This is a genomic window from Clostridia bacterium, assembly GCA_034926675.1.
Lineage (GTDB): Bacteria > Bacillota > DTU025 > DTU025 > DTU025 > JAYFQW01.
The window spans coordinates 1-19,951 of sequence record JAYFQW010000027.1; the positions used below are offsets into that span (position 1 = coordinate 1).

General features: G+C 60.3%; 18 protein-coding genes. 8 read left to right on the plus strand and 10 right to left on the minus strand.

Translation table 11 applies throughout. From position 1 onward, the window contains the following. Positions 1-149: 149 nt before the first annotated feature. The 3 genes from VB144_08155 to VB144_08165 are packed head-to-tail and all read right to left on the minus strand — an operon-like array spanning position 150 to position 2,676. Positions 150-1,382 (minus strand): trypsin-like peptidase domain-containing protein, encoded by a 1,233-nt coding sequence (locus VB144_08155; GenBank protein ID MEA4883612.1) that lies wholly within the window; start codon positions 1,380-1,382, stop codon positions 150-152. After that, positions 1,379-2,065, minus strand: coding sequence for an anti-sigma factor (locus VB144_08160; GenBank protein ID MEA4883613.1), 687 nt, complete (start codon positions 2,063-2,065; stop codon positions 1,379-1,381). The genes VB144_08155 and VB144_08160 overlap by 4 nt, the downstream gene beginning before the upstream one ends. After that, on the minus strand, positions 2,062-2,676 hold the full coding sequence (locus tag VB144_08165; protein MEA4883614.1) for a sigma-70 family RNA polymerase sigma factor: 615 nt from the start codon (positions 2,674-2,676) through the stop codon (positions 2,062-2,064). Before VB144_08165 ends, VB144_08160 begins: the two co-directional genes overlap by 4 nt. Positions 2,677-2,912: 236 nt before the next feature. On the opposite strand from VB144_08165, the gene VB144_08170 reads away from it, so the two are divergent. The 6 genes from VB144_08170 (at position 2,913) to VB144_08195 (ending at position 10,120) form a co-directional block, all read left to right on the plus strand. Then, a complete protein-coding gene (locus VB144_08170; protein ID MEA4883615.1) occupies positions 2,913-4,265 on the plus strand; it encodes a [cytidine(C)-cytidine(C)-adenosine (A)]-adding enzyme in 1,353 nt (450 codons plus the stop codon). Positions 4,266-4,334: 69 nt separating this feature from the next. Then, on the plus strand, positions 4,335-5,480 hold the full coding sequence (locus VB144_08175) for a glycerate kinase (protein MEA4883616.1): 1,146 nt from the start codon (positions 4,335-4,337) through the stop codon (positions 5,478-5,480). A 30-nt stretch (positions 5,481-5,510) separates the two neighbouring features. Then, complete coding sequence (murD, locus tag VB144_08180; protein ID MEA4883617.1) at positions 5,511-6,941, plus strand: UDP-N-acetylmuramoyl-L-alanine--D-glutamate ligase; 1,431 nt, start codon at positions 5,511-5,513, stop codon at positions 6,939-6,941. 99 nt (positions 6,942-7,040) lie between these two features. Then, positions 7,041-8,324, plus strand: a complete 1,284-nt coding sequence (locus VB144_08185; GenBank protein MEA4883618.1) for a hypothetical protein — start codon at positions 7,041-7,043, stop codon at positions 8,322-8,324. Positions 8,325-8,381: 57 nt separating this feature from the next. Next, positions 8,382-9,236 carry a bifunctional methylenetetrahydrofolate dehydrogenase/methenyltetrahydrofolate cyclohydrolase FolD gene (gene folD, locus VB144_08190; GenBank protein MEA4883619.1) on the plus strand — a complete coding sequence of 285 codons (855 nt, stop codon included), beginning with the start codon at positions 8,382-8,384 and terminating at the stop codon, positions 9,234-9,236. A gap of 5 nt (positions 9,237-9,241) precedes the next feature. Further along, the gene (locus VB144_08195) at positions 9,242-10,120 is read left to right on the plus strand and encodes an NAD(P)/FAD-dependent oxidoreductase (protein MEA4883620.1); all 879 of its coding nucleotides are present in this window, start codon (positions 9,242-9,244) and stop codon (positions 10,118-10,120) included. Here VB144_08195 and VB144_08200 read toward each other — a convergent pair. The 7 genes from VB144_08200 to gcvT all read right to left on the minus strand — a co-directional run bounded on the left by VB144_08200 (position 10,109) and on the right by gcvT (position 17,466). Further along, positions 10,109-11,011, minus strand: coding sequence for a lipoate--protein ligase family protein (locus VB144_08200; GenBank protein ID MEA4883621.1), 903 nt, complete (start codon positions 11,009-11,011; stop codon positions 10,109-10,111). The genes VB144_08195 and VB144_08200 overlap by 12 nt on opposite strands. Next, positions 11,008-12,045, minus strand: a complete 1,038-nt coding sequence (locus tag VB144_08205) for a radical SAM protein (GenBank protein MEA4883622.1) — start codon at positions 12,043-12,045, stop codon at positions 11,008-11,010. The genes VB144_08200 and VB144_08205 overlap by 4 nt, the downstream gene beginning before the upstream one ends. 23 nt (positions 12,046-12,068) lie before the next feature. Continuing rightward, a complete protein-coding gene (locus VB144_08210; protein ID MEA4883623.1) occupies positions 12,069-13,022 on the minus strand; it encodes a radical SAM protein in 954 nt (317 codons plus the stop codon). Between the two features lie 119 nt (positions 13,023-13,141). Then, complete coding sequence (gene gcvPB / locus VB144_08215; protein ID MEA4883624.1) at positions 13,142-14,611, minus strand: aminomethyl-transferring glycine dehydrogenase subunit GcvPB; 1,470 nt, start codon at positions 14,609-14,611, stop codon at positions 13,142-13,144. After that, positions 14,608-15,966, minus strand: a complete 1,359-nt coding sequence (gene gcvPA, locus VB144_08220) for an aminomethyl-transferring glycine dehydrogenase subunit GcvPA (protein ID MEA4883625.1) — start codon at positions 15,964-15,966, stop codon at positions 14,608-14,610. Before gcvPA ends, gcvPB begins: the two co-directional genes overlap by 4 nt. After that, positions 15,966-16,349 carry a glycine cleavage system protein GcvH gene (gene gcvH / locus VB144_08225; GenBank protein MEA4883626.1) on the minus strand — a complete coding sequence of 128 codons (384 nt, stop codon included), beginning with the start codon at positions 16,347-16,349 and terminating at the stop codon, positions 15,966-15,968. Before gcvH ends, gcvPA begins: the two co-directional genes overlap by 1 nt. A 7-nt stretch (positions 16,350-16,356) precedes the next feature. Next, a complete protein-coding gene (gcvT, locus tag VB144_08230) occupies positions 16,357-17,466 on the minus strand; it encodes a glycine cleavage system aminomethyltransferase GcvT (GenBank protein MEA4883627.1) in 1,110 nt (369 codons plus the stop codon). 325 nt (positions 17,467-17,791) lie between these two features. On the opposite strand from gcvT, the gene lpdA reads away from it, so the two are divergent. Both lpdA and VB144_08240 read left to right on the plus strand, forming a co-directional pair. After that, positions 17,792-19,165: a dihydrolipoyl dehydrogenase gene (gene lpdA / locus VB144_08235; protein MEA4883628.1), complete on the plus strand. Its 1,374-nt coding sequence runs from the start codon at positions 17,792-17,794 to the stop codon at positions 19,163-19,165. Between the two features lie 28 nt (positions 19,166-19,193). Beyond that, positions 19,194-19,532: a DUF5668 domain-containing protein gene (locus VB144_08240; protein MEA4883629.1), complete on the plus strand. Its 339-nt coding sequence runs from the start codon at positions 19,194-19,196 to the stop codon at positions 19,530-19,532. The last annotated feature ends 419 nt before the right edge of the window (positions 19,533-19,951 follow it).

Consider the following 19,951-nt stretch of genomic DNA (forward strand, 5'->3'; position numbering starts at 1 on the left):
TGGCCTGTCGATACTCATGTCCATGCAGGCGGCCCCGGACGACGCATTCCTGCGTACGCCCGGGGCCTATGTCATCAGGCTTTGCGCCGGCCTGGCTTCGGCTTCTGATGCGCTGGCTTGATCAGCATGCGAGGCGCGGGATTCCGGCTCTAGCTCTCAGGGCTTGAAGCGGGGGTCTCGCCGAGCTGCACAGTGATGTACAGTTTCTGGTTTCCACGCCAAACCCACATGAGCAGACGGTCTCCGATCTTCATCTTCCTGACCTCTTCCGCGAGGGACATCTCGGGGGTGACCTTCTTGCCATTGACCTCTCGAATTACGTCTTCCCTCCGAATTCCTGCCTTCTCAGCGGGGCTTCCAGCTACAACGTCGGTGATGAGCACTCCATTGGAATCAGGCAGTTTCAGTTGCTGCGCGAGTTCATCGTTGAGCTGTTGGTACCAAACCCCGATCCAGGGCCTCATTATCTTGCCGTAAGCCACGAGGTCGCTCACAACGTCTTTGATGGAGTCGATGGCGATAGCGAACCCGATGCCCTGCGCGTAAGGCATTATGGCCGTGTTTATGCCGATTACCTTTCCATCAATGTTGATCAGAGGTCCACCGCTGTTGCCTGCGTTGATCGCCGCATCAGTCTGGATCAGATCCCCGGTGGCGAGCACCGTGCCATCGCCGTTCGGAAGCTGCCTGCCGAGAGCGCTGACGATTCCGGCGGTCACTGTATGGTCGAATCCATATGGGTTTCCGATGGCAACTACCCAGTCGCCAGGTCGGAGACCCTGAGATGAACCAAGCTGCGCAACTGGCAGGCCATGCGCGTCGATCTTGATGACCGCTATGTCGAACTCCTTGTGGGAGCCAATCACCTTGGCATCGGCCTTCTTGCCGTCGGTGAGGGTGACCTGAATCTTATCTGCGCCCTCAACCACGTGGTAGTTGGTGACTATATGCCCGTCAGGGCTGATTATGAACCCGGATCCCGAGCCGCTCTCTGGTTCGCTGCGCTGGAGTCCGTTGAGAAAATCGTCAAGGAAAGGCGTAAACAGCTGGTTGCCTGACTCCGACTGCCTTTGGGAAGATGATCTCTGAGAGGCAGCCTTTGTGATGTCGATCCTCACCACCGTTGGAGCGACTGCAGCGGCGACGTCGGCTAAAGAAGGAAGCGACGCGACCGGAGCAGAAGTCAACAATGGGGCCGAAGCCGGGATCACAGCGGCCGCAGGACTCTGCCCGACGGTTGCCGCCGCTGAAGCGGCAACGGCAGCAGCGTCTCCCCTCCTGTTCGGGAACACGTAGGATACGACCACAACTGATGTGATCAAACTGCTCACTATTCCAACCACAACAAGTGGCAAGTATCTCTTCCAGGTTGCATTGCTCATTTGTTGTCCCTCCATTCCGTGTATGGTGAAGGCCAAGGCAGCGTCGTGCTGGGGTCATCCAGAGTAAGCTCGTTCTGGTGAACACCCTCGTATAGATCTGACAATGGCCATGACAGCCCTGCAGAAGCCGGACGCAGGCTGGGCTGGAGTGAGCTCGTGAGCCAGCCGTCGCTGGTGTTCAGCAGTTCAAGCCTGGCAAGCGAGCTTGCTGGCTTTGCCGAATATGTCTGCCCACTGGCAGTGGTGAAAGTCGATTGAACAGCTGGGGCCTTGCCCCTCGCGCCTACTGCTATACCAGGACCGGCTGCGGTTCCGAAGAAGCTGACGCCGAAGATCATCTGCACCAGCGGAATCGCTATTGCTGTACCCGCAATTGCCGCCGGCGCCACCAATTTCACGAAGCCCAGCGCTAGATTCCACCTGCCCCTGAAGCCTCGCGGACGCGATGGATCAAGTGAGAACGATGCTGAGGTGATACTGCGTTCTACGTTGAACCACAGATCTTCTGGGACTTTCGCTGCTGGCATAGACCCGAGAGCCGATTTGACCCGCGTCATCGAGTCGTAGAGGGCCATACAGTCGGAGCACACCGCTAGGTGCTGGCGAACCCTTCGCTTCTCATCCTCCGATAGCTCACGATCGATGTAAGCCGATATCATGCGTTCTGCCATGTTGCACGTCAATTCGGTCTCACCTCCCCATATCTCTCTGCGAGGCAGGGAGAGATCAGATCCCTGAGGCTGCGCCGCGCGCGATGTATGCGTGACCGAACGGTGCCGATTGAAGTCCCCATTATCTGGGCTATCTCCTCGTAGGAGAATCCCTCAACATCGCACAGTATCACGGCCATTCTGAACTCGGCGGGGATGGCCGCCAGCGCCATTTGGATGCACTCATCGATATGCGTGCGGTCGTATATGATCTCTGGATCTGCCGACACATCGGGTATCTCTCTCGCTATCTCGTCCCCCTCGGATGTCGAGATGCGCTGGTCAAGCGATTCCATGTATGGCGTTCGCTTTCGGCGGCGAAGCTCGTCGATATACAGGTTAGTCACTATTCTGTACAGCCACTTGTCGAAGGAGGTTCCGCGCCTGTAACTGTCGAACGACCGGTAAGCGCGGACGAAGGCTTCCTGCGCCAGATCCTGCGCTTCCTGTGGGTTGCCGGTCATGCGGAGCGCGATGTTGTATACGGATCTCTGGTACCTGTTAACCAGAGACTCAAATTCCGCTGCCTGCGATACAGGCTCGGCCACTCCTGCAAGCGCATGTTCGTTTACCAAGTGCACCACCTGTTTCTGTTCCCTCCGGGGTGATTCAGTGAATAGTAACGTCTGCGGTCCGCCGAAGTTCCCAACCTGATTATACGCTCTGACTGCGCCGGGGACGAGTGTTCAACTGTTCCACGATGGGAATTCGATGGGAATGCTCGACCTCCTGCCTGGGCTGGAGCGGGCCGGATGTGATGATGGCCGGCTCTGATATGGTGTTGAGCTCTAGGACGGCATGCACTGGAGGATGAGGCGAATTGAGTGGCGAGGATCGCGAGGCGGGATCCGGCGAACCGACATCTCCCCATCTGTCTGCCAGGGCAGTGCCTGCGCAGGTCGTGGAGGTTGTCGTGGGGCTTCGTCGGCACGGACACGCCGCATTCATCACCGGAGGGGCGGTGCGCGACATGGTCATCGGCGGCCGGGTTCCGGAGGATTGGGACGTGGCCACATCTGCCCTTCCAGATGCGGTGCAGGCGATATTCGATCATACTGTTCCGACCGGGCTTCTGCATGGGACTCTCACCGTCGTACATGACGGCATGTGCATCGAAGTCACCACCTACCGTGCGGACGGCCCGTATCTTGACGGTCGTCACCCGGAGTATGTGGAGTTCCTTGGGGACATTGAGGGCGATCTCGCCAGACGGGATTTCACAGTGAATGCTATGGCCTTCGATCCAATCACAGAAGGTCTCATCGATCCGTTCGGTGGTCAATCAGATATCCAGGCTCGAGTGATTCGGACCGTGGGGCCTCCTGAAGACAGGTTCAGGGAGGATCGGCTCAGGGTGATGCGGGCGGTGCGATTCGCGGCAGGCCTAGGGTTCGATGTGGAGGCTGCCACCCTGGAGAGTGTGGCGGCGTTCGCGCCGCGTATAACCGAAGTCTCAGTTGAACGGATCACCGATGAGATTCTGAAGATGCTCCGGGGCCCTGCTCCTGCCAGAGGTTTTCGGCTGATGAAACAGACGGGGCTTCTTCATTACATTATCCCCGAGCTAGACCTCGCCCCCGCGGATGATCTTGAGATGGCCATCTGCACCTGTCAGCTTGCCCCTGCGGATGTGGAAATCCGCCTGGCTGCGCTTCTTCGCGCGGCGATCCCTCGGCAGTCTGCGGCTCTGGCGAGGCTGCGTCTGCCGAACGCCACTGTACGGAGAGTGGAGAAGCTAGTTCAATATGATGGGCGGCTGGAAACTTGCGAATTCGCCCGCTCCGCGCCAGGGCTCAGGCGCCTTGCAGCTCAGGCTGGCCGTGGGTTCCTTGTGGATCTCGCCTGGCTTGCCGAGGCGCGCCTTTCTGCGGCAAGCCAGGTCGTGCCGGTACAGGATGGCAAGGGCTTTCCGGGCACTCTACGCCCTCCGGTCGCACAAGGCCTTGTAGCTGCAGCCCGCCAGGCGATCTCCTCTGGCGCGCCTATGGGAGTGGAGGATCTCGCCGTTACAGGCGGCGACGTCATGCGCACCCTTGGGATCAAACCTGGCCCAGAGGTTAGGCGGGTGCTGCTCAGCCTTCTGGATGCTGCCCTGGATGACCCGTCGGTCAACAACCGAGATGCTCTTCTCGCGATGATGCCCGCCGCAGCGGCAAGGGTTCGTGATTCATAGGATTACCGTGCCATGCCACTGCTCAAGCTAGAATGAAGCGGCTGATCTACGCCGTGTGGAGGCGATATCGTGCGTGTGGTGGTTGCGCCCGACTCATTCAAAGGAAGCCTTACGGCGGCCGAGGTGTGCCAGGGAGTTGAGGACGGATTCCGGAGGGTCTTCCCTGATGCGGACATCGTGTCGATTCCAATGGCCGATGGTGGAGAGGGGACCGTGCAATCCCTGGTCGATGCCACTGGCGGTAGGATTGTGGAGCGCGAGGCAAGGGGCCCGCTCGGCGCCCCGGTCAAGGCGTTCTACGGAATTCTGGGGGATGGCGCGACGGCAGTCATCGAAATGGCCTCCGCATCCGGGCTTCCGCTTGTGGAAAGCGGCCGGCGAAATCCCCTGATAGCAACCACTTGGGGAACGGGAGAACTCATATCCGCCGCGCTTGACGAAGGCTGCAGGCGGTTCATCGTTGGAATAGGCGGCAGCGCTACGAACGATGGCGGGGCAGGTGCAGCGCAGGCCCTCGGCGCCCACCTCCTCGATTCCGATGGCATGGAGATCGGGCCCGGCGGCGCAGAACTCTCCCGGCTTGCTCGTATCGATCTATCTCGCATGGATCCGCGGGTGATGGAATCGGAGTTCGTTGTGGCGTGCGATGTGGACAACCCTCTCACAGGCCCTAGAGGGGCGTCTGCAGTATATGGGCCGCAGAAGGGCGCCACGCCTGAGATGGTGAGGAAGCTCGACGATGCGCTCCGCAACTACTCCGGGATCATCCTGCGCGATCTGGGCATGGATATAAATGGCATGCCCGGAGCAGGCGCCGCCGGGGGCCTAGGCGGAGGGCTTGTGGCATTTGCCCATGCCACGCTGAGGCGCGGCGTTCACATCGTGCGCGATACTACCCAGCTTCGTGAGAAGATGGTCGGCGCCGATCTGGTGATCACGGGCGAAGGGCGAATCGATTTCCAGACCTTATACGGAAAGACGCCGATGGGTGTGGCTGAGGTCGCCGCGGAGCTCAGGATCCCAGTTGTTGTGATCGCGGGGTCAATCTCCGATGATGCCAGGGGCCTCTACGATCACGGAATCGGCGCCCTGCTTACGATAGTGAAAGGCCCCTGCACTGTGGACCAGGCTATCGAACGGGCAGAGGCGCTGGTTCGAGATGCTGCGGAGACTCTAGCACGGATCTGGGCCCTCCGTGCAGGGAAGATCGAGTGATTTACCTCCATCACCTGGGAGGAATGTAGAATGGCAACACCAGTCCAGGAGCATGTGCTCGCGGGTATCGCAGGCAAGCGCGCCGCGGTGATCGGTATGGGAGTGACCAACACTCCACTCGTGCGCTTCCTCGTTCGCGCAGGTGTGCGGGTCACGGCGTGCGACCGCAAGCCCGAGGCTGAACTCTCGGCCGAGATCGCGGCGCTGTCGGGGCTTGGCGTGGAGTTTGCGCTAGGTACTTCTTACCTCGATGACCTTGACGGCTTCGATATCCTGTACCTATCTCCAGGGGTCAATCCGAATCAGCCTGAGATCGAGGCGGCCCATGCCCAGGGTGCGGCGTTTGGCTCAGAGATCGATCTCGTGTTGCGCCTGTCCTCTGCACCTGTTATCGGGATAACCGGGAGCTCCGGCAAGACTACGACTACGACTCTCACTGGACTGATCCTCCGGGAAGACGCAAGAAGGTTCCACCCGGAGAGGACAGTGCATGTTGGGGGCAATATCGGAACGCCCCTGATCGATAGGGTAATGAGCGTTGGCAGGGATGATCTCATAGTGCTTGAGCTGAGCAGTTTCCAGCTCAGGCCTTTGCGGATCAGCCCCCATATCGGAGCTGTGCTGAACATCACCCCGAATCATCTGGATATCCACCCGGACATGGAGGACTACATCTCATCAAAAGAGAACATCGTCAAGTGCCAAACTGAAGACGATTGGGGCGTATTCGGCGCCGACAACGCGCCATCTCTGAGCATGTCGGAGAGGGCGCCAGGCCAGGTAATGCTGTTCTCCGCAGAGCACCCGGTTCCGCGGGGCGCATTCCTCCGGGGCGATTCGCTCATTCTTCGGGGGCCAGAGGGTGATGAGTCAGAAGCAGCCGTGGTTCACCGAAACGAGATACTCCTGCCAGGGCTGCATAATGTCCAGAACATCCTGGCTGCGATGACGGTGTGCGCCGGAGCGGGCGCCGACAGAAGATCAATGGCCGAGGTCATAAGGACCTTCAAGGGAGTGGAGCACAGGCTTGAGAAGGCGGGGATGTCGGGAGGCGTTGAGTACATCAACGATTCCATTGCCACAACTCCAGCCCGCACCATGGCGGCGCTTCGCGCAGTGGAAACTCCAATCGTCCTTATTGCAGGCGGCTACGATAAACGCCTTCCCTTCGATGAGATGGCGGATCTTGCCATAGGGCATGTGCACACCCTGGTCCTTGTGGGCGTGACGGCCGACAAAATAGAGCAGGCCTTCGCCTCTTCTGCTGCTCGCAGAGGAGTCGCCCCCCCGGCCGTGATCCGCAGTAACACGTTTCGCGATGCTGTTCATGCTGCGCGTGAGGCTGCAAGCCCAGGCGACACGGTGCTTCTCTCACCTGCCTGTGCAAGCTACGGCATGTTCAGGAATTTCGAAGAGCGAGGCCGGATGTTCAAGGAGATCGTCCGCCAGTTCCCTGGGTAGTTGTGGGCGGTGTCGACGGGGCTCTGGTCATCAGTGGTCCACATATCTCACCCTCTGCGTGAGTAGGATTCATGTAAGCCCACGCAGGGGGTGTTTTGCATGCAAACGCACAGATACGCGAGGGTCAGGAGGCCCGCTCGAACGGCTGCAGAGAGATGCGCCCACAGATCTGCCAGTGGATGCGCCCACAGATCTGCCAGTAGATGCGCGGGAAGAGCAGTCCATCGTTCCGATGCGCCTCAATCCCGGGGCGCTGCCTTGGCGGGCCTGTTCGCAGTGTGCACCCTGGTTTTCGCCGCGGGGATGATCCTCGCCCGACCGGCAGAGTTCGCGCCTTCAGTGATTGCATCGGGCAGAGCTCAGGATGAGCTTGTGCTCAGCATCGATATCGACATGACTAGCGATCCCGGGGATGAGCTTGTGACCTCCAGGAAGATATCGTCAAGCGAGGGCAGCATAGAGCTGTACGCCGCTTCCGATGGCGGCGGGCGCGGCACGGAGGCCCAGGCCTCGAAAAACGCAGTGAACTCCCCCTCCAGCATGGCGCAGATGGGAAAGGGCGGGTATCGTCGGCTTGCACAGGTGGACGCAGGCCCAGTGGTGGAGATGGCGCCGGTGATTCTGGCGGCGCCCGGCTCAGATGGAGCAGCCAGGCCGGTGTGGGGATCTCTGATTCTGGCCCACGCAGAGTACGACCAGACAATGGGAGCGATGAGCAAGTCCAGAGTGTCCACTGCCTATGCGTGGAATGGCGTTAACCTTGCAGAGGTGTGGTCAGCTGCGACGGCCTCGGAGTCGGTATGGAATACGAGCTGGGGCCAACCGAGTGCGGACGCAATGAGCTCGTGGGCATGGAGGCGCGTTCGCGGGGAGACGCCGCTGGCGCAGCCAGGCGCAGCGATCGGGGCGTCCGGCAGCGGCGGTGATGGAAAGGCCGACTCCAGCGCCAGGCTTGGTCCGGGCAACTGGGTTAGGCTTGCAGGCTCCTGCCGGGTGGAGTTCGTAAAGGGCAGTGTTCCGGTGGTGGTGCTCAGGTCCTTTCAGGAGTACCAGTCGTACAGCGAGAAGACCGATTCCTTTTCCACAATCCGTTCCCGCAATGTGACCGCCGCATATTGCTGGAGCGACAGATGGGGAAGCTTCATCCGTTCTGAAGGATCCATCGGCAGCGCCGGAACGACGGGAATGGATTACCCGGGCGCAGGGGGAGGATTCCGGATCCCCCCTGGCGCCGAGGCGGCCATCCTTGAACTGGAGCGTGAGTGCCCGGAAGGGCTGGCATTCCCAGCCCCATATCTCGCACGCATCAAGCTCAGAGACGGAAGGCGCTGCTTTGTGCGAGAGGACGACATATTGGCATCGGCAGTCCACTCCATGGTATAATGCAGCTATATGACCAGTTCACGCCCAATAAAAGAAGACACAGAGGGGAGTGGTCCCATGCCTGCGACTATCATCGATGGGAAAGCTGTGGCCGCGTTAATCCGGAAGGGCGCTGCTTCGAAGGCCGCTTTGTTCGTCCAGGAGTCTCATCGCGCACCTGGGCTTGCAGTCGTTATCGTGGGGGAGAATCCCGCGTCCCGCATCTACGTGAACAACAAGAAGAAGGCGTGCGCCGAGTGCGGAATATACTCGGAGGAGCATTCGCTATCTGCCGCAACTACCGAAGATGAACTGCTGAACCTGGTGAGAAGGCTGAACTCCGATCCACGCATCGATGGCATACTGGTGCAGCTTCCGCTTCCCGATCACATCTCCGATGACAAGGTCATTGAGGCCATCGATCCGGCCAAGGATGTGGACGGTTTCCACCCCACAAACGTGGGGAGGATGGTCGTGGGCAAGCCTAGTCTGCGCCCATGTACGCCCGCTGGGATCATGGAGCTTATCAAGCGCACTGGAATCGATCTGAAGGGGAAGCGCGCCGTAGTTGTGGGCAGGAGCAACATCGTGGGAAAGCCAGTCTCCCTCATGCTGCTTGCCGAGCATGCTACTGTGACAATATGCCATTCCAGAACCGCCGATCTCCCTGGAGTATGCCGCGAGGGAGATGTGCTTGTAGCCGCAGTGGGCAAGCCTGAGATGATCAAGGCAGACTGGATCAAGCCAGGAGCGGTGGTAATCGATGTGGGAGTGAATAGGCTCGCCGACAAGAGAGTGGTCGGAGATGTCGATTTCGCAGGCGCCTCCAATGTCGCGAGCGCCATCACTCCTGTGCCTGGCGGAGTTGGCCCGATGACCATAGCCATGCTCATGCAGAACTGCGTGGAAGCTGCCTTCGCCGCTAGGAGCTGATGGACGTGTCGGAGCGCGAGTACGAAGTGCTTATCATTGGCTCTGGTCCAGCTGGCCTCTCGGCGGCGCTCAATGCTCGAGTTAGGAACAAGTCGGTGGCAGTCGTGTCCCGCAGGCTCGCAAGCCCATCGTTGGACAAGGCCCCATCCATCGATAACTACCTCGGAGTGGAGAGGATTGGAGGGGCAGATCTCGAGAACAGGTTCATCGAACAGGCGCGTGGGGCAGGGGCATATCTTCTCGAGTGCGATGTGCTTGGCCTGTTCAACCTGGGCGATTCCTTTTCCGCGTTTACCAGTGCAGGGGATTACGGCTGCAAGGCGGTTGTGATCGCTACCGGCGCTGTACAGGCCGCTTCGATTCCAGGCGAATCCCAGTACGTTGGATCTGGAGTGAGTTACTGTGCAACGTGCGACGGCCCTCTGTACCGGGGCAAGCGTGCCGTGGTTCTGGGCTACACAGCTCACGCCGCTGAAGAGGCGAACTTCCTTGCGGAGATCTGCTCCCAAGTGACGTTCGTCGCCGTTCGCGGGGGCAAGGCGGAAGGCGTTCCGGAGCTCAGAGAGGAGATCCGTGTGGTGCGCGGCCCGGCGAAGGCGATCCACGGCGCCGTGTCGGTGACTGGAGTGGAGATAGAGGGAGAGACGATTCCCGCTGATGGAGTTTTCGTGATTCGGGATTCCATGCCCGCTGAAAGGCTCATCGAAGGGATTGAGGTGGCAGATGGGGCGATCCGAGTGAACCGCGACATGGCCACGAACATACCGGGCGCGTTCGCCGCGGGCGACTGCACCGGACGGCCGTATCAGGTAGCCAAAGCCGTCGGAGAAGGGCAGGTAGCCGGGCTCTCGGCGGCCAGATACGTCGATGCGCTACCTAAGTAGATTCCACTCGTCACTTCGATACTTGGCCGCAAGCGATGCTGCGGCGTCAATTTCAGCCGGGGACAATTCCCCCGGCTGAGCCTCTTTCATCAGCTCAGTGAGGAGCCCTTCAGTAATCGCAGCCACAAGCTTTGAGAATCGCTCTGCGAGACCTCTTCCGTTTTCTCCAAGATACTCCCCGAGGGTTGCCACGCGGTTCGGAAGGTCGTTCGCCTCTTCCGCCGTGAGCGCAAGCGCCTCCGCCAGAGCGCGGAAGTCCATGGAGAACGGAATGGCGCCCTGCTGGAGAAGAGCGCCTTCAGATAGGCCTCCGCGGCGCGTCTGCGCCGAACCTACGATCTTGCGCCCGCCTGCCATGATCTCATAGGATGACGCGGAGTCGAAGCATGCAGCGGATGCCCCTGGTCGTGCCCCTCCCCTAGGCGCGATCTCCGCCGGTATTCCCATGGCTGCAAGGCCCGCGCGGAGGCCGCGGCTGATCGAGAGGTACGAGTCGAGCACGCTCGTTCCTCCCACGGATGTGAGAGGCGCCGCTATGGCGTAGGTGAGCTCATCCGCATGGAGAACTGCCCTGCCGCCAGTGGGCCTGCGCACGAAGCCGAACCCCATGCCTGGCAGGCGGCGAAGGTCAGCACTTCGCTGTGCCCTCTGGAAGCACCCTATGGATATACATGGTGGATTCCAGGTGTAGAACCTGAGGGTAGGAGGGGCGCAGCCTGCGAGCACTGCCTCCAGTATTGCCTCGTCGATGGCCATATTAGCGGCGCCGTCCGCAGGCGGGCTCGTTATGATCCGCCACATGCAGCCTGCAGTGCGCTGTGACCTGCTCCTGCTCTCGGCCTCACGCTCGCTATCACACTCGCTATCACGCTTGCTCTCACGCTCAGTCACTCGTCGCTGCCTCCAGTGATACTCCTGATACTCGAATTGGCCCCGATGCCAACGTCTGTGCGCACGTCGGCGGCAGCGTCTGAAGCGGCCTCCTCTGCCTCCCTTCCAGAAAGGGGAAGTGGATAGTTGTATGGAACCGTCCCGGGGCGTTCGTTGTAATACGGCCTATTGCAGTCGGGGCAGCCGGACGTCATGAAAGCCTCGCCGGACAGCGCGGCGCCCATCACTATGTCGGCTGGAAGCCGTATCCCCACGAGCCGACCGGAATCGAACTGGAAATCCTCCAGGCTCGCTATGCCAAGCTTCATCAGATGCAGGCATAGCTGAATCCGGCGGTACGACCGCAGATCGGGCGGAGGCGCGTACGCCAGCCTCGTTCCGGGAAGAGGAGTGAATGCGAACAGCCCGACCCCAACACCCTGGGAGAACATGGCCGATGCGACCGACGCCACGTCCTGTTCAGTTTCGCCAAGGCCGGCGATGAGATGAGTGCCTATGTGGCCTGGGTAGGTCGATGCACACTTCGATATGAGGCTCATTGCATAGGCCATGTCATGCCCCTTGACCCGCTCGTAGAGGCGCCTGTTTGCGGCGTCGATCGGAAGCGCCACCCGGTCGGCGCCTGCTTCGACCAGCGCTGCGACATGTTCCAGCTTCGACATGGCAGAGAACGACACACTCACCGGAACCTGTCCGCCGGAGGCTTCACGGAGGAAATGCACGGCCTTTACTGCGTCCTCAAACGCGGTGGCGGTCCCGATCACCTGTGCACATGCGCGCTTCATACTGCCGTCGGACGCCGCTTTTCCGAGGGCGGCGGCGAACTCGTCAGCCCGAAACTCGGGCCATGTGACCCTGGATAGCCTGCCGTTTCCATCGATGCTGCTTCGCGCCTGCGAGCAGAAGGCGCAATCCCTGGCGCAGTGCTCGCCGATCATCACATATGCGGTGGTGGGCGCAGCGAAGGACTTGATTTTCAACAAGCCCAGGGCCGACGCTGCCCCGGATGATACACGCAAGGTAGAGAAATCCATTGCCCGTGTTGCTCCTCTTATGGTTATCGCTGCATTCCAGCGAAGACGCAGCATTCATCGATCTCTTCGATGCGAAGCCCAAGCAGACGCGCCTCCGCCGCCCCAGCTGGCGCCGGCCGCACTATCAGATCGACCCCGGCTCTCACTGCCGCGGAATCCAGCCGTGATCGATACTCCCCGCCCGGGCGCATACACCCAAGGTGAATCGGGACATCGGGGAAGGCGCGACGCGCCCTGGCGATCACGTCTATCACGTATTCCACTCTCGGGGGGCGTCTCCCTTCAAATCGGGTGCCTGGAGTCGGCAGAAACACGATGAACACTATCGCCGGCGGGGCAGGCGCCGCATATTGGGAAAGATAGCACAGTTGTTCAATGGCTGCGCACTCCGAGCTAATGCCGTGTTCTGACCCTGTTCCTGCTCCTGCCCCTGCTCCTGCCCCTGCCCCTGCCCCTGCGTCTTCTGCCCATCCCCGCGCCGCTGCCTCGTCCGATTCCTGAAGGAGCCCGATGCAGATGTGAGGGACTGTTGGGACCCGGTTCGCCAACGCGACATAGGAATGGATGTAGTCGTCGATTGGCCGGTCAAGGCCGTAGACCTGTTTCGGTATCCGAGGGTCGGCAACGAAGTCGAACGATGCCACATCCGCCGCGGCCGCAATGGCCTGTGCCTCTGTATCAGTGACCAGCCCTGCATGGCAGTTCAGCCTGGTTTCAGGGGACAATTCCCTGAAACGCGAAAGCCAGTCGCCCAATGGCACTGCCCCGCTCGAGTCACACCCACCGCTCACGAGGATGCTCTTGGGAGCCGCGTGCCCAGACTCAATCGAGCTGTAAACTTCCCAGGCTGGGCTCATGCCTGCAAGATAGTGCCCGCCGCAATGGGCGCATGACAGGGCGCATGCAGTCCCGGTTACGGATACTGCAGCTGTGGATGATGGACGTGCGAACACGATAGCGCCTTGTGTGCGTGGCATGTGGCAAACTCAACCACCTTATGCTGCGATTTCCGAAAGAAGACGAGCGGTGCGCCTGGCGACCGCTCGTCTGTCGGGATTCTACCACTGTCGCCTGCGAGGCTGCGTGCGTCTGCCGTTTATTCGGTTCTCCCGGCGTATCGAAGGATGGGCTTACGCGCAGCTAAGGTTTCATCGAGCCTTCCCACAGGCGTGGAGTGCGGCGCCTCGTGCAGAGCTTCAGGATGCTCCTCCGCCTCCTTAGCGATCCTGATCATGGCGGCGATGAACGAATCCAGAGTCTCCTTGCTCTCAGTTTCAGTGGGTTCGATCATGAACGCCTCATCCACGATGAGGGGGAAGTACACCGTCGGGGCGTGGAATCCGAAATCAAGCAGGCGCTTTGCCATGTCGAGCGTCCTTACGCCGGTGGACTTCTTCTGCCTGGATCCTGAGAGCACACACTCATGCTTGCACGCGCGGTCATATGGCAAGTCGAAGTAGGGCTGGAGCTTGCGCATCACATAGTTCGCCGTGAGGACTGCGTGCTCGCTAGCTGTCCTAAGGCCATCGGGACCCAGCGCTCTGATGTAAGCCCATGCGCGGACCAACACACCGAAATTGCCATTGAACGAATGCACCCTGCCTATGGACTGAGGCCGGTCGTAATCCCATGCGTACTTGCCTGTCGCCTCGTCGAGCTTCACCAGGGGCATAGGAAGGAACGGCTCGAGGGGGCTCTTGACGCCGACCGGACCGGCGCCCGGACCGCCGCCTCCGTGAGGCGTGGAGAAGGTCTTGTGCAGGTTGAGATGGACCACATCGAAGCCCATGTCTCCAGGGCGCGACTTGCCCATGATTGCGTTGGCGTTGGCGCCGTCGTAGTACAGCAGCGCGCCTGCCGAGTGCACGATCTCGGTGATCTGCTTGAGGTGCTCATCGAAGAGCCCAAGGGTATTGGGGTTGGTGAGCATGAGGGCCGCGACATCAGGACCTGCCTTCGCCCGCAGGTCTTCGATGTCGACGTTTCCACGTGGGTCCGACTTAACCTGGACGATCTCCATGCCAGCGCCTGCCGCGCTCGCAGGGTTGGTGCCGTGGGCTGAATCGGGGACGAGCACCTTATCCCTGCGGTCGTGGCGCGATTCGTGGTAAGCTCGGATGACAAAGAGCCCAGTGCTCTCACCGTGGGCGCCAGCCGCAGGCTGCAAGGTGAATCGATCCATGCCCGCGATCTCGCACAGGTATCGCTCGAGGGTGTACATCAGCTCAAGGGCGCCCTGGGATGCAGATTCGTCTTCATCAGCGTGGAGGAGAGCAAAGCCCGGGATACGTGCGGCATCCTCGTTGATCTTTGGGTTGTACTTCATCGTGCACGATCCCAGCGGGTAGAATCCTGTGTCGACAGCGTGGTTCAGCTGCGACAGGTTGACGAAATGCCTGACCACATCCATCTCGCTCACCTCTGGAAGAGCGGGCGGATCGGTTCTCAAGGCCCTTGCTGGGAAGAGCGATGCAAGTTCAGCGGTTGGCACGTCCGGGTCGGGAAGGCCGAAAGCGGTCCGCCCAGGCGAGCTGAGCTCGAAGATAAGCGGTTGCGGGCCTTTCATGCCAGCACCTCCAGTTCCCGGATTAGCGTGTCGAGTTCCTCGCGGGTGCGGGTCTCTGTGACTGCCCAAAGGGTGCAGCCGACGAGCTCTGGGTAGTCCTTCTCGATCAGCTTGCCTCCGATGATGCCCCGGTTGAGCAGCTCGCGATTCCGCTGGGCAGCGCTGCGCTGACCCCGGACTACGAATTCGTTCCAGAACGGCCCACTGAAGGCCGCCTCATACTTTGGCATCTCCGCGATTCTATCGTGCAGGTAATGGGCTTTCCATGTGGAGAGCTCAGCGAGCTTGCGAAGCCCAACTGGCCCAACCAGGCTGAGGTATACAGTGGCAGCCAGTGCGCAAAGGCCTTCATTGGAGCAGATGTTGCTGGTAGCGTGCTCTCTTCGTATATGCTGCTCACGGGCTTGAAGGGTGAGGACAAATCCTCGGCGCCCCATGGAGTCGCGGGTTTCGCCCACGAGCCTGCCTGGCATCTTGCGCATGAGCTTGCTGGTTGCCGCGAAGAATCCAAGCAAAGGCCCGCCGAAGCTCACGGCGTTTCCGAGAGATTGACCTTCGCCCACAGCAATGTCGGCGCCGTAATTGGCTGGGGACGCAAGAATCCCAAGGGAGATCGGGTTTACAACAGCCACGAGGAGCCCTCCCGCCGCGTGAACTGCCGATGAAAGCTCATCCATCTCCTCAACTACTCCGAAGTAGTTGGGGCACTGTGCTATCAGGCACGCCGTGTCGCTGCCGGCGACGTGCGCAACGGTTTCGGCTAGGGTGGTTCCGCCTGAGGCACAGTAGTCGACATCAATCACCTCGATGCCCTTTGGGTGAGCGTAGGTTCGGAGAACCTGCCGATATCTCGGGTTCACAGTGCGGGCCACCAGGACTTTGTTCCTCCCTGTGGCCGCGCACGACATAACGGCGGCCTCCGCAACCGCGGTGCCGGCATCGTACATGGAGGCGTTTGCCACATCCAGCCCAGTCAGCTCGCATATCATTGTTTGGTACTCGAATATGGCCTGAAGGGTGCCCTGGCTCACCTCTGCCTGGTAGGGGGTGTACGCGGTGTAGAACTCCCCCCGCTGCAGGATATGGTCGATGACGCTGGGGACGTAGTGACTGTACAGCCCTCCGCCTAGGTAGGAAGCGTGGGTGCTGGAAGAGGCGTTCGCTGAGGCCAGCTTCGCGAGCTCTGCCGCGAGCTCCTGTTCAGACAGGGCTTTCGGAAGCGAAAGCGGCCTATCCAGCTTGAACTCCGGTGGTATGTCGGAGAACAGCTCCTCCACACTCCCGACTCCTATGGCTGAGAGCATCTCCGAGACGTCCCGCTCCGTGTTGGGGATGTATCTGTGCGGAGAGCCCATCAGTGGCTTGCCTCCTTCAGGTACTTCTCGTACTGCTCGCTATTCATCAAACCATCCAGATCGGCTGTGTTCTCGATCTTGAGCTTGGCGATCCAGGCCTCGCCCATGGGATCCTCATTCAGCATCGCGGGATTGTCGGAGAGCGTTTCGTTCACCTCGACAACCTTTCCAGCCACTGGCGAGAACACATCGGAGGCTGCCTTGACTGACTCCACTACCGCGATCTTGCCCCCCTGCGCTACTGTGTCTCCTACGGCAGGGAGCTCAACGAAAATGACGTCGCCAAGCTCACCAACGGCGTGAACGCTGATTCCAACCGAGGCGGCGGCGCCGTCGACCTTCACCCACTCATGGTCTCGAGTGAACCTCAGAATGCTTGACATATGGACACTACTCCTTCCTGTAGGCCTTCTTGTAGAATGGGATCTTCACAACCCGAGCTGCACATGCCTTTCCCCTGATGTCGAGGGCCAACTCCGTGCCCGCCTTCGCGTACTCCGGAGGGATCAACGCCAAGGCCAGACCCTTTTGGAGGGTCGGAGAGAATACCCCGGACGTGACATGGCCGATGGGCGCGCCGCCGGAGAGAACCGTGTATCCCTGCCTTGGAACTCCGCGGTCGACCAGCTCAATTCCTGCGAGCTTCCTGGCGAGGCCATGTGCTTTCTGAGCTACGAGAGCGTCTTTGCCGATGAACTCGTCCTTGCCGAGTTTCACGAAGAACCCGAGGCCCGCTTCGAGTGGGGATATCTCCGCCGACAGCTCGTGGCCGTAGAGGGGGAGAGCCGCCTCGAATCGTAGGGTATCGCGGGCGCCGAGCCCCGCAGGGATGAGGCCTGAATCCGCTCCCGAGGCGAGGAGAGTATCCCAGATGTGCCTCGCATCGGCAGGGGCGCAGTAGATCTCAAAGCCATCCTCGCCGGTGTATCCGGTTCTCGAAACCAGGCACTTCCTGCCGGCGATGTTGGTGTCGGGCGCACAATAGAAGAACTTCAACGTGTTAAGGTCGGTTGTAGTGTTCCTCTGCAGTATGTCCTGGGCGGCCGGCCCCTGAATCGCGATCTGGGCCATATCGGCGGAGATGTTGACTGCACTCACATCGAAGCCAACAATATTCTTGCTCATCCAGTCGAAATCCTTGCCTGCGTTCGAGGCGTTCACGACTAGCAGGAATCGCTGGTCGCCGAGTTTGTAGACGATGAGGTCATCCACAACTCCTCCATCTGGATAGCACATGGGGCTATACAGAACCTGGTGCATTTCCATGCCGGAGCAGTCGTTCACCAACAGATGCTGAATTGCCGCAAAAGCCTGCGGCCCCTCGAACATGATCTCGCCCATGTGCGAGACATCGAATAGGCCTGCGCGCTCTCTGACTGCACGGTGCTCGTCGAGAATTCCAGTATACTGAACAGGCAGAGCCCATCCTCCGAAATCGATGATCTTCCCTCCAAGCTGTTCATGGGCTTCAAACAGCGGAGTTCTGCGGAGTTCAGTCATCAGGCCACCTCCTATGCTGTTATCGCTCCGAATCATGCTGGTCCGTGAACAGGACGCGTTGATTCCATGCGTTCGTTATTCATCAGAGGGCAATAAAGTCCTTCCGAGGCACCCAGTCGGATACCACGCGTGGTATGGAAGATAATACGAGTGGCTGCATGGAGGGATATGCAGGAAGGCATGGGACGAGGATAGAATACCCATCGCAAACCCGGGCGTCGAGAAGGCCGCGTGCAGCGACCTGCGGGTCGGCGGCGCGCGGCGCGTGGCGCACGACTGTTGCGACAGGAACGGCAGAGGCTATCACATTAGGAGGATCGAGTTCATGTACGATGTGGTCATAGTAGGGGGAGGCCCTGGCGGATACGTTGCGGCGATCAGAGGGGCGCAGCTTGGGCTGTCGGTGGCCTTGGTTGAGAAGGATCAGGTTGGCGGAACGTGCCTGAACCGGGGGTGCATTCCTACCAAGGCGTTGGCGCATACGGCGGAGGTCATGGAGGCTGCCAAACGCGGCGCTGAGCTGGGCTTGGCCATCCCGGAAGTGGGAATCGATTTTGCCCGGGTGATGTCGCGCAAGGATAGGGTTACGGCACGGCTCAGAGGCGGAGTGAGCCTGCTTCTGAAAAGACGCAAGGTGGATGTGGTGCGCGGTGAGGGCAGGCTCGCAGGGCCGGGCACAGTGGAGGCAACATCTGCCGATGGCAGCAGTGTGCGAGTGGAGGCGCGGAACGTACTGATCGCCACCGGGTCGGAGCCTGTGGCGCCGAGGATCTTCGGGCACGATGGGGTAAACGTGATAACCAGCGAGGAGGTTCTCAAGCTAACATCCATGCCCGCAAGCCTGCTCATCATAGGCGCTGGAGTGATAGGCTGCGAGTTCGCTTCCATCTTCCGATCCTTTGGGTCTGAGGTTACTCTGGTGGATATCATGCCCAACATCCTGCCGATGGTGGACGACGATGCGGCGGCTGCGGTCAGGGCATCCTTCCAGAAGCGGGGGATAGCCATTCACACTGGAGCGAAGATCACCGGAGTGCACGTCGTCGATGGCATGGTGGAGGCTGCCACGGAGAGCGGAGATGTGTTTCGGGCGGAGCGAGCGGTGCTTTCGGTGGGCCGACGTCCGTTCACAGGCGGTGTAGGCGCGGCAGATGTCGGAATCGAGCTTGGGCGCGCTGGCGAGATCATCGTTGATTCCCACATGCGCACGAATGTCCCTGGAGCATGGGCAATCGGGGACGTGACTGGGAAGATGCAGTTGGCGCACGTTGCCTCGGCCCAGGGCATGGTTGCTGCGGCCAACATTGCCGGCGGCAACAGGGAGATGGACTATTTCGCAGTGCCTAACTGTATATTCACAAGCCCCGAGGTGGCCGCAGTTGGAGTGACAGAGCGCGGGGCGCAGGAATCAGGAATCGAGCACAAGATAGGCAAGTTCCCGTTTGTGGCCTGCGGGAAGGCGGTAGCCATGGGCGAGAGCGAAGGGTTTGTGAAGGTGATTGCCGACGCCGCGGGAAGAGTAATCGGCGGGACCGTGGTGGGGCCACATGCTTCCGACCTCATAGCAGAGATTACCCTCGCAGTATCGCGAGGCCTGAAACTCGATGATGTTGCTCACACCATCCATGCACATCCAACTCTCGCCGAGGCTGTATGCGAATCGGCAGAGGATGCGCTCGGAATGGCCATACACATCTAGCTGTTATCTTGGGAAGGAGGAGTTTAGGTTGAACGGGAGGTCCGCGGCAGGGATTATCCTGGTTGTAGTGGGGGCAGTGGCCCTGCTCGCCAATCTTGGCATGATGGTGCGTTTCGGCTTTGCTGCTATATGGCCGCTGGCAGCAGCGGCTGTCGGCTTCATGATAATGAGGGACTCAGGCCGGCCTGGCCGTGATCACCGACCGGCGATCATCGGGCTTGTCCTTTTTCTTGTGGGCGCAATCTACTTCCTGCGAGATATCGGCCTCGTGAGTTCGTACGCGCTGAGGCAGGTCGGGAAGTTCTGGCCGGTGCTGATAATCGCCCTCGGCGTGATGCAGCTTATAGACAGGGGGCCGCGGGAGTAGCGCTGATCGGGCTGGGAGAGCGGCGCCGTGCTCAATGTCGATCAAACCGGCACTGCCGCGCGATCAATGCGACTCAAATCGACATTGACCGTGGGGTCAGTGTCCATCTCGTCGACATTGACAGTACGCCGTCCGCAGCCGCAGTTCACGCGGATTCCGGGATGCGTCCGAGCTGCCCACGACATCGCGTCTAGCACGGACTATCATGTCCCATATTATGCTATTCCTCTCGGCGGGAAAGCTCCACGGCGCCGATCTCGCCGAGATCCACCTTCGCAGGGCCTCAATGCTGGATTCATCGACATCGCCAGCGTTTCAACGTCGATTCCATCGACATTGAAGTGATGTCAATGCTGGATTCGTCGACATTGACGGTCCGAGGATTCGGTCACTCTTCGTCGGGCGGGGGGGGGGGGGGG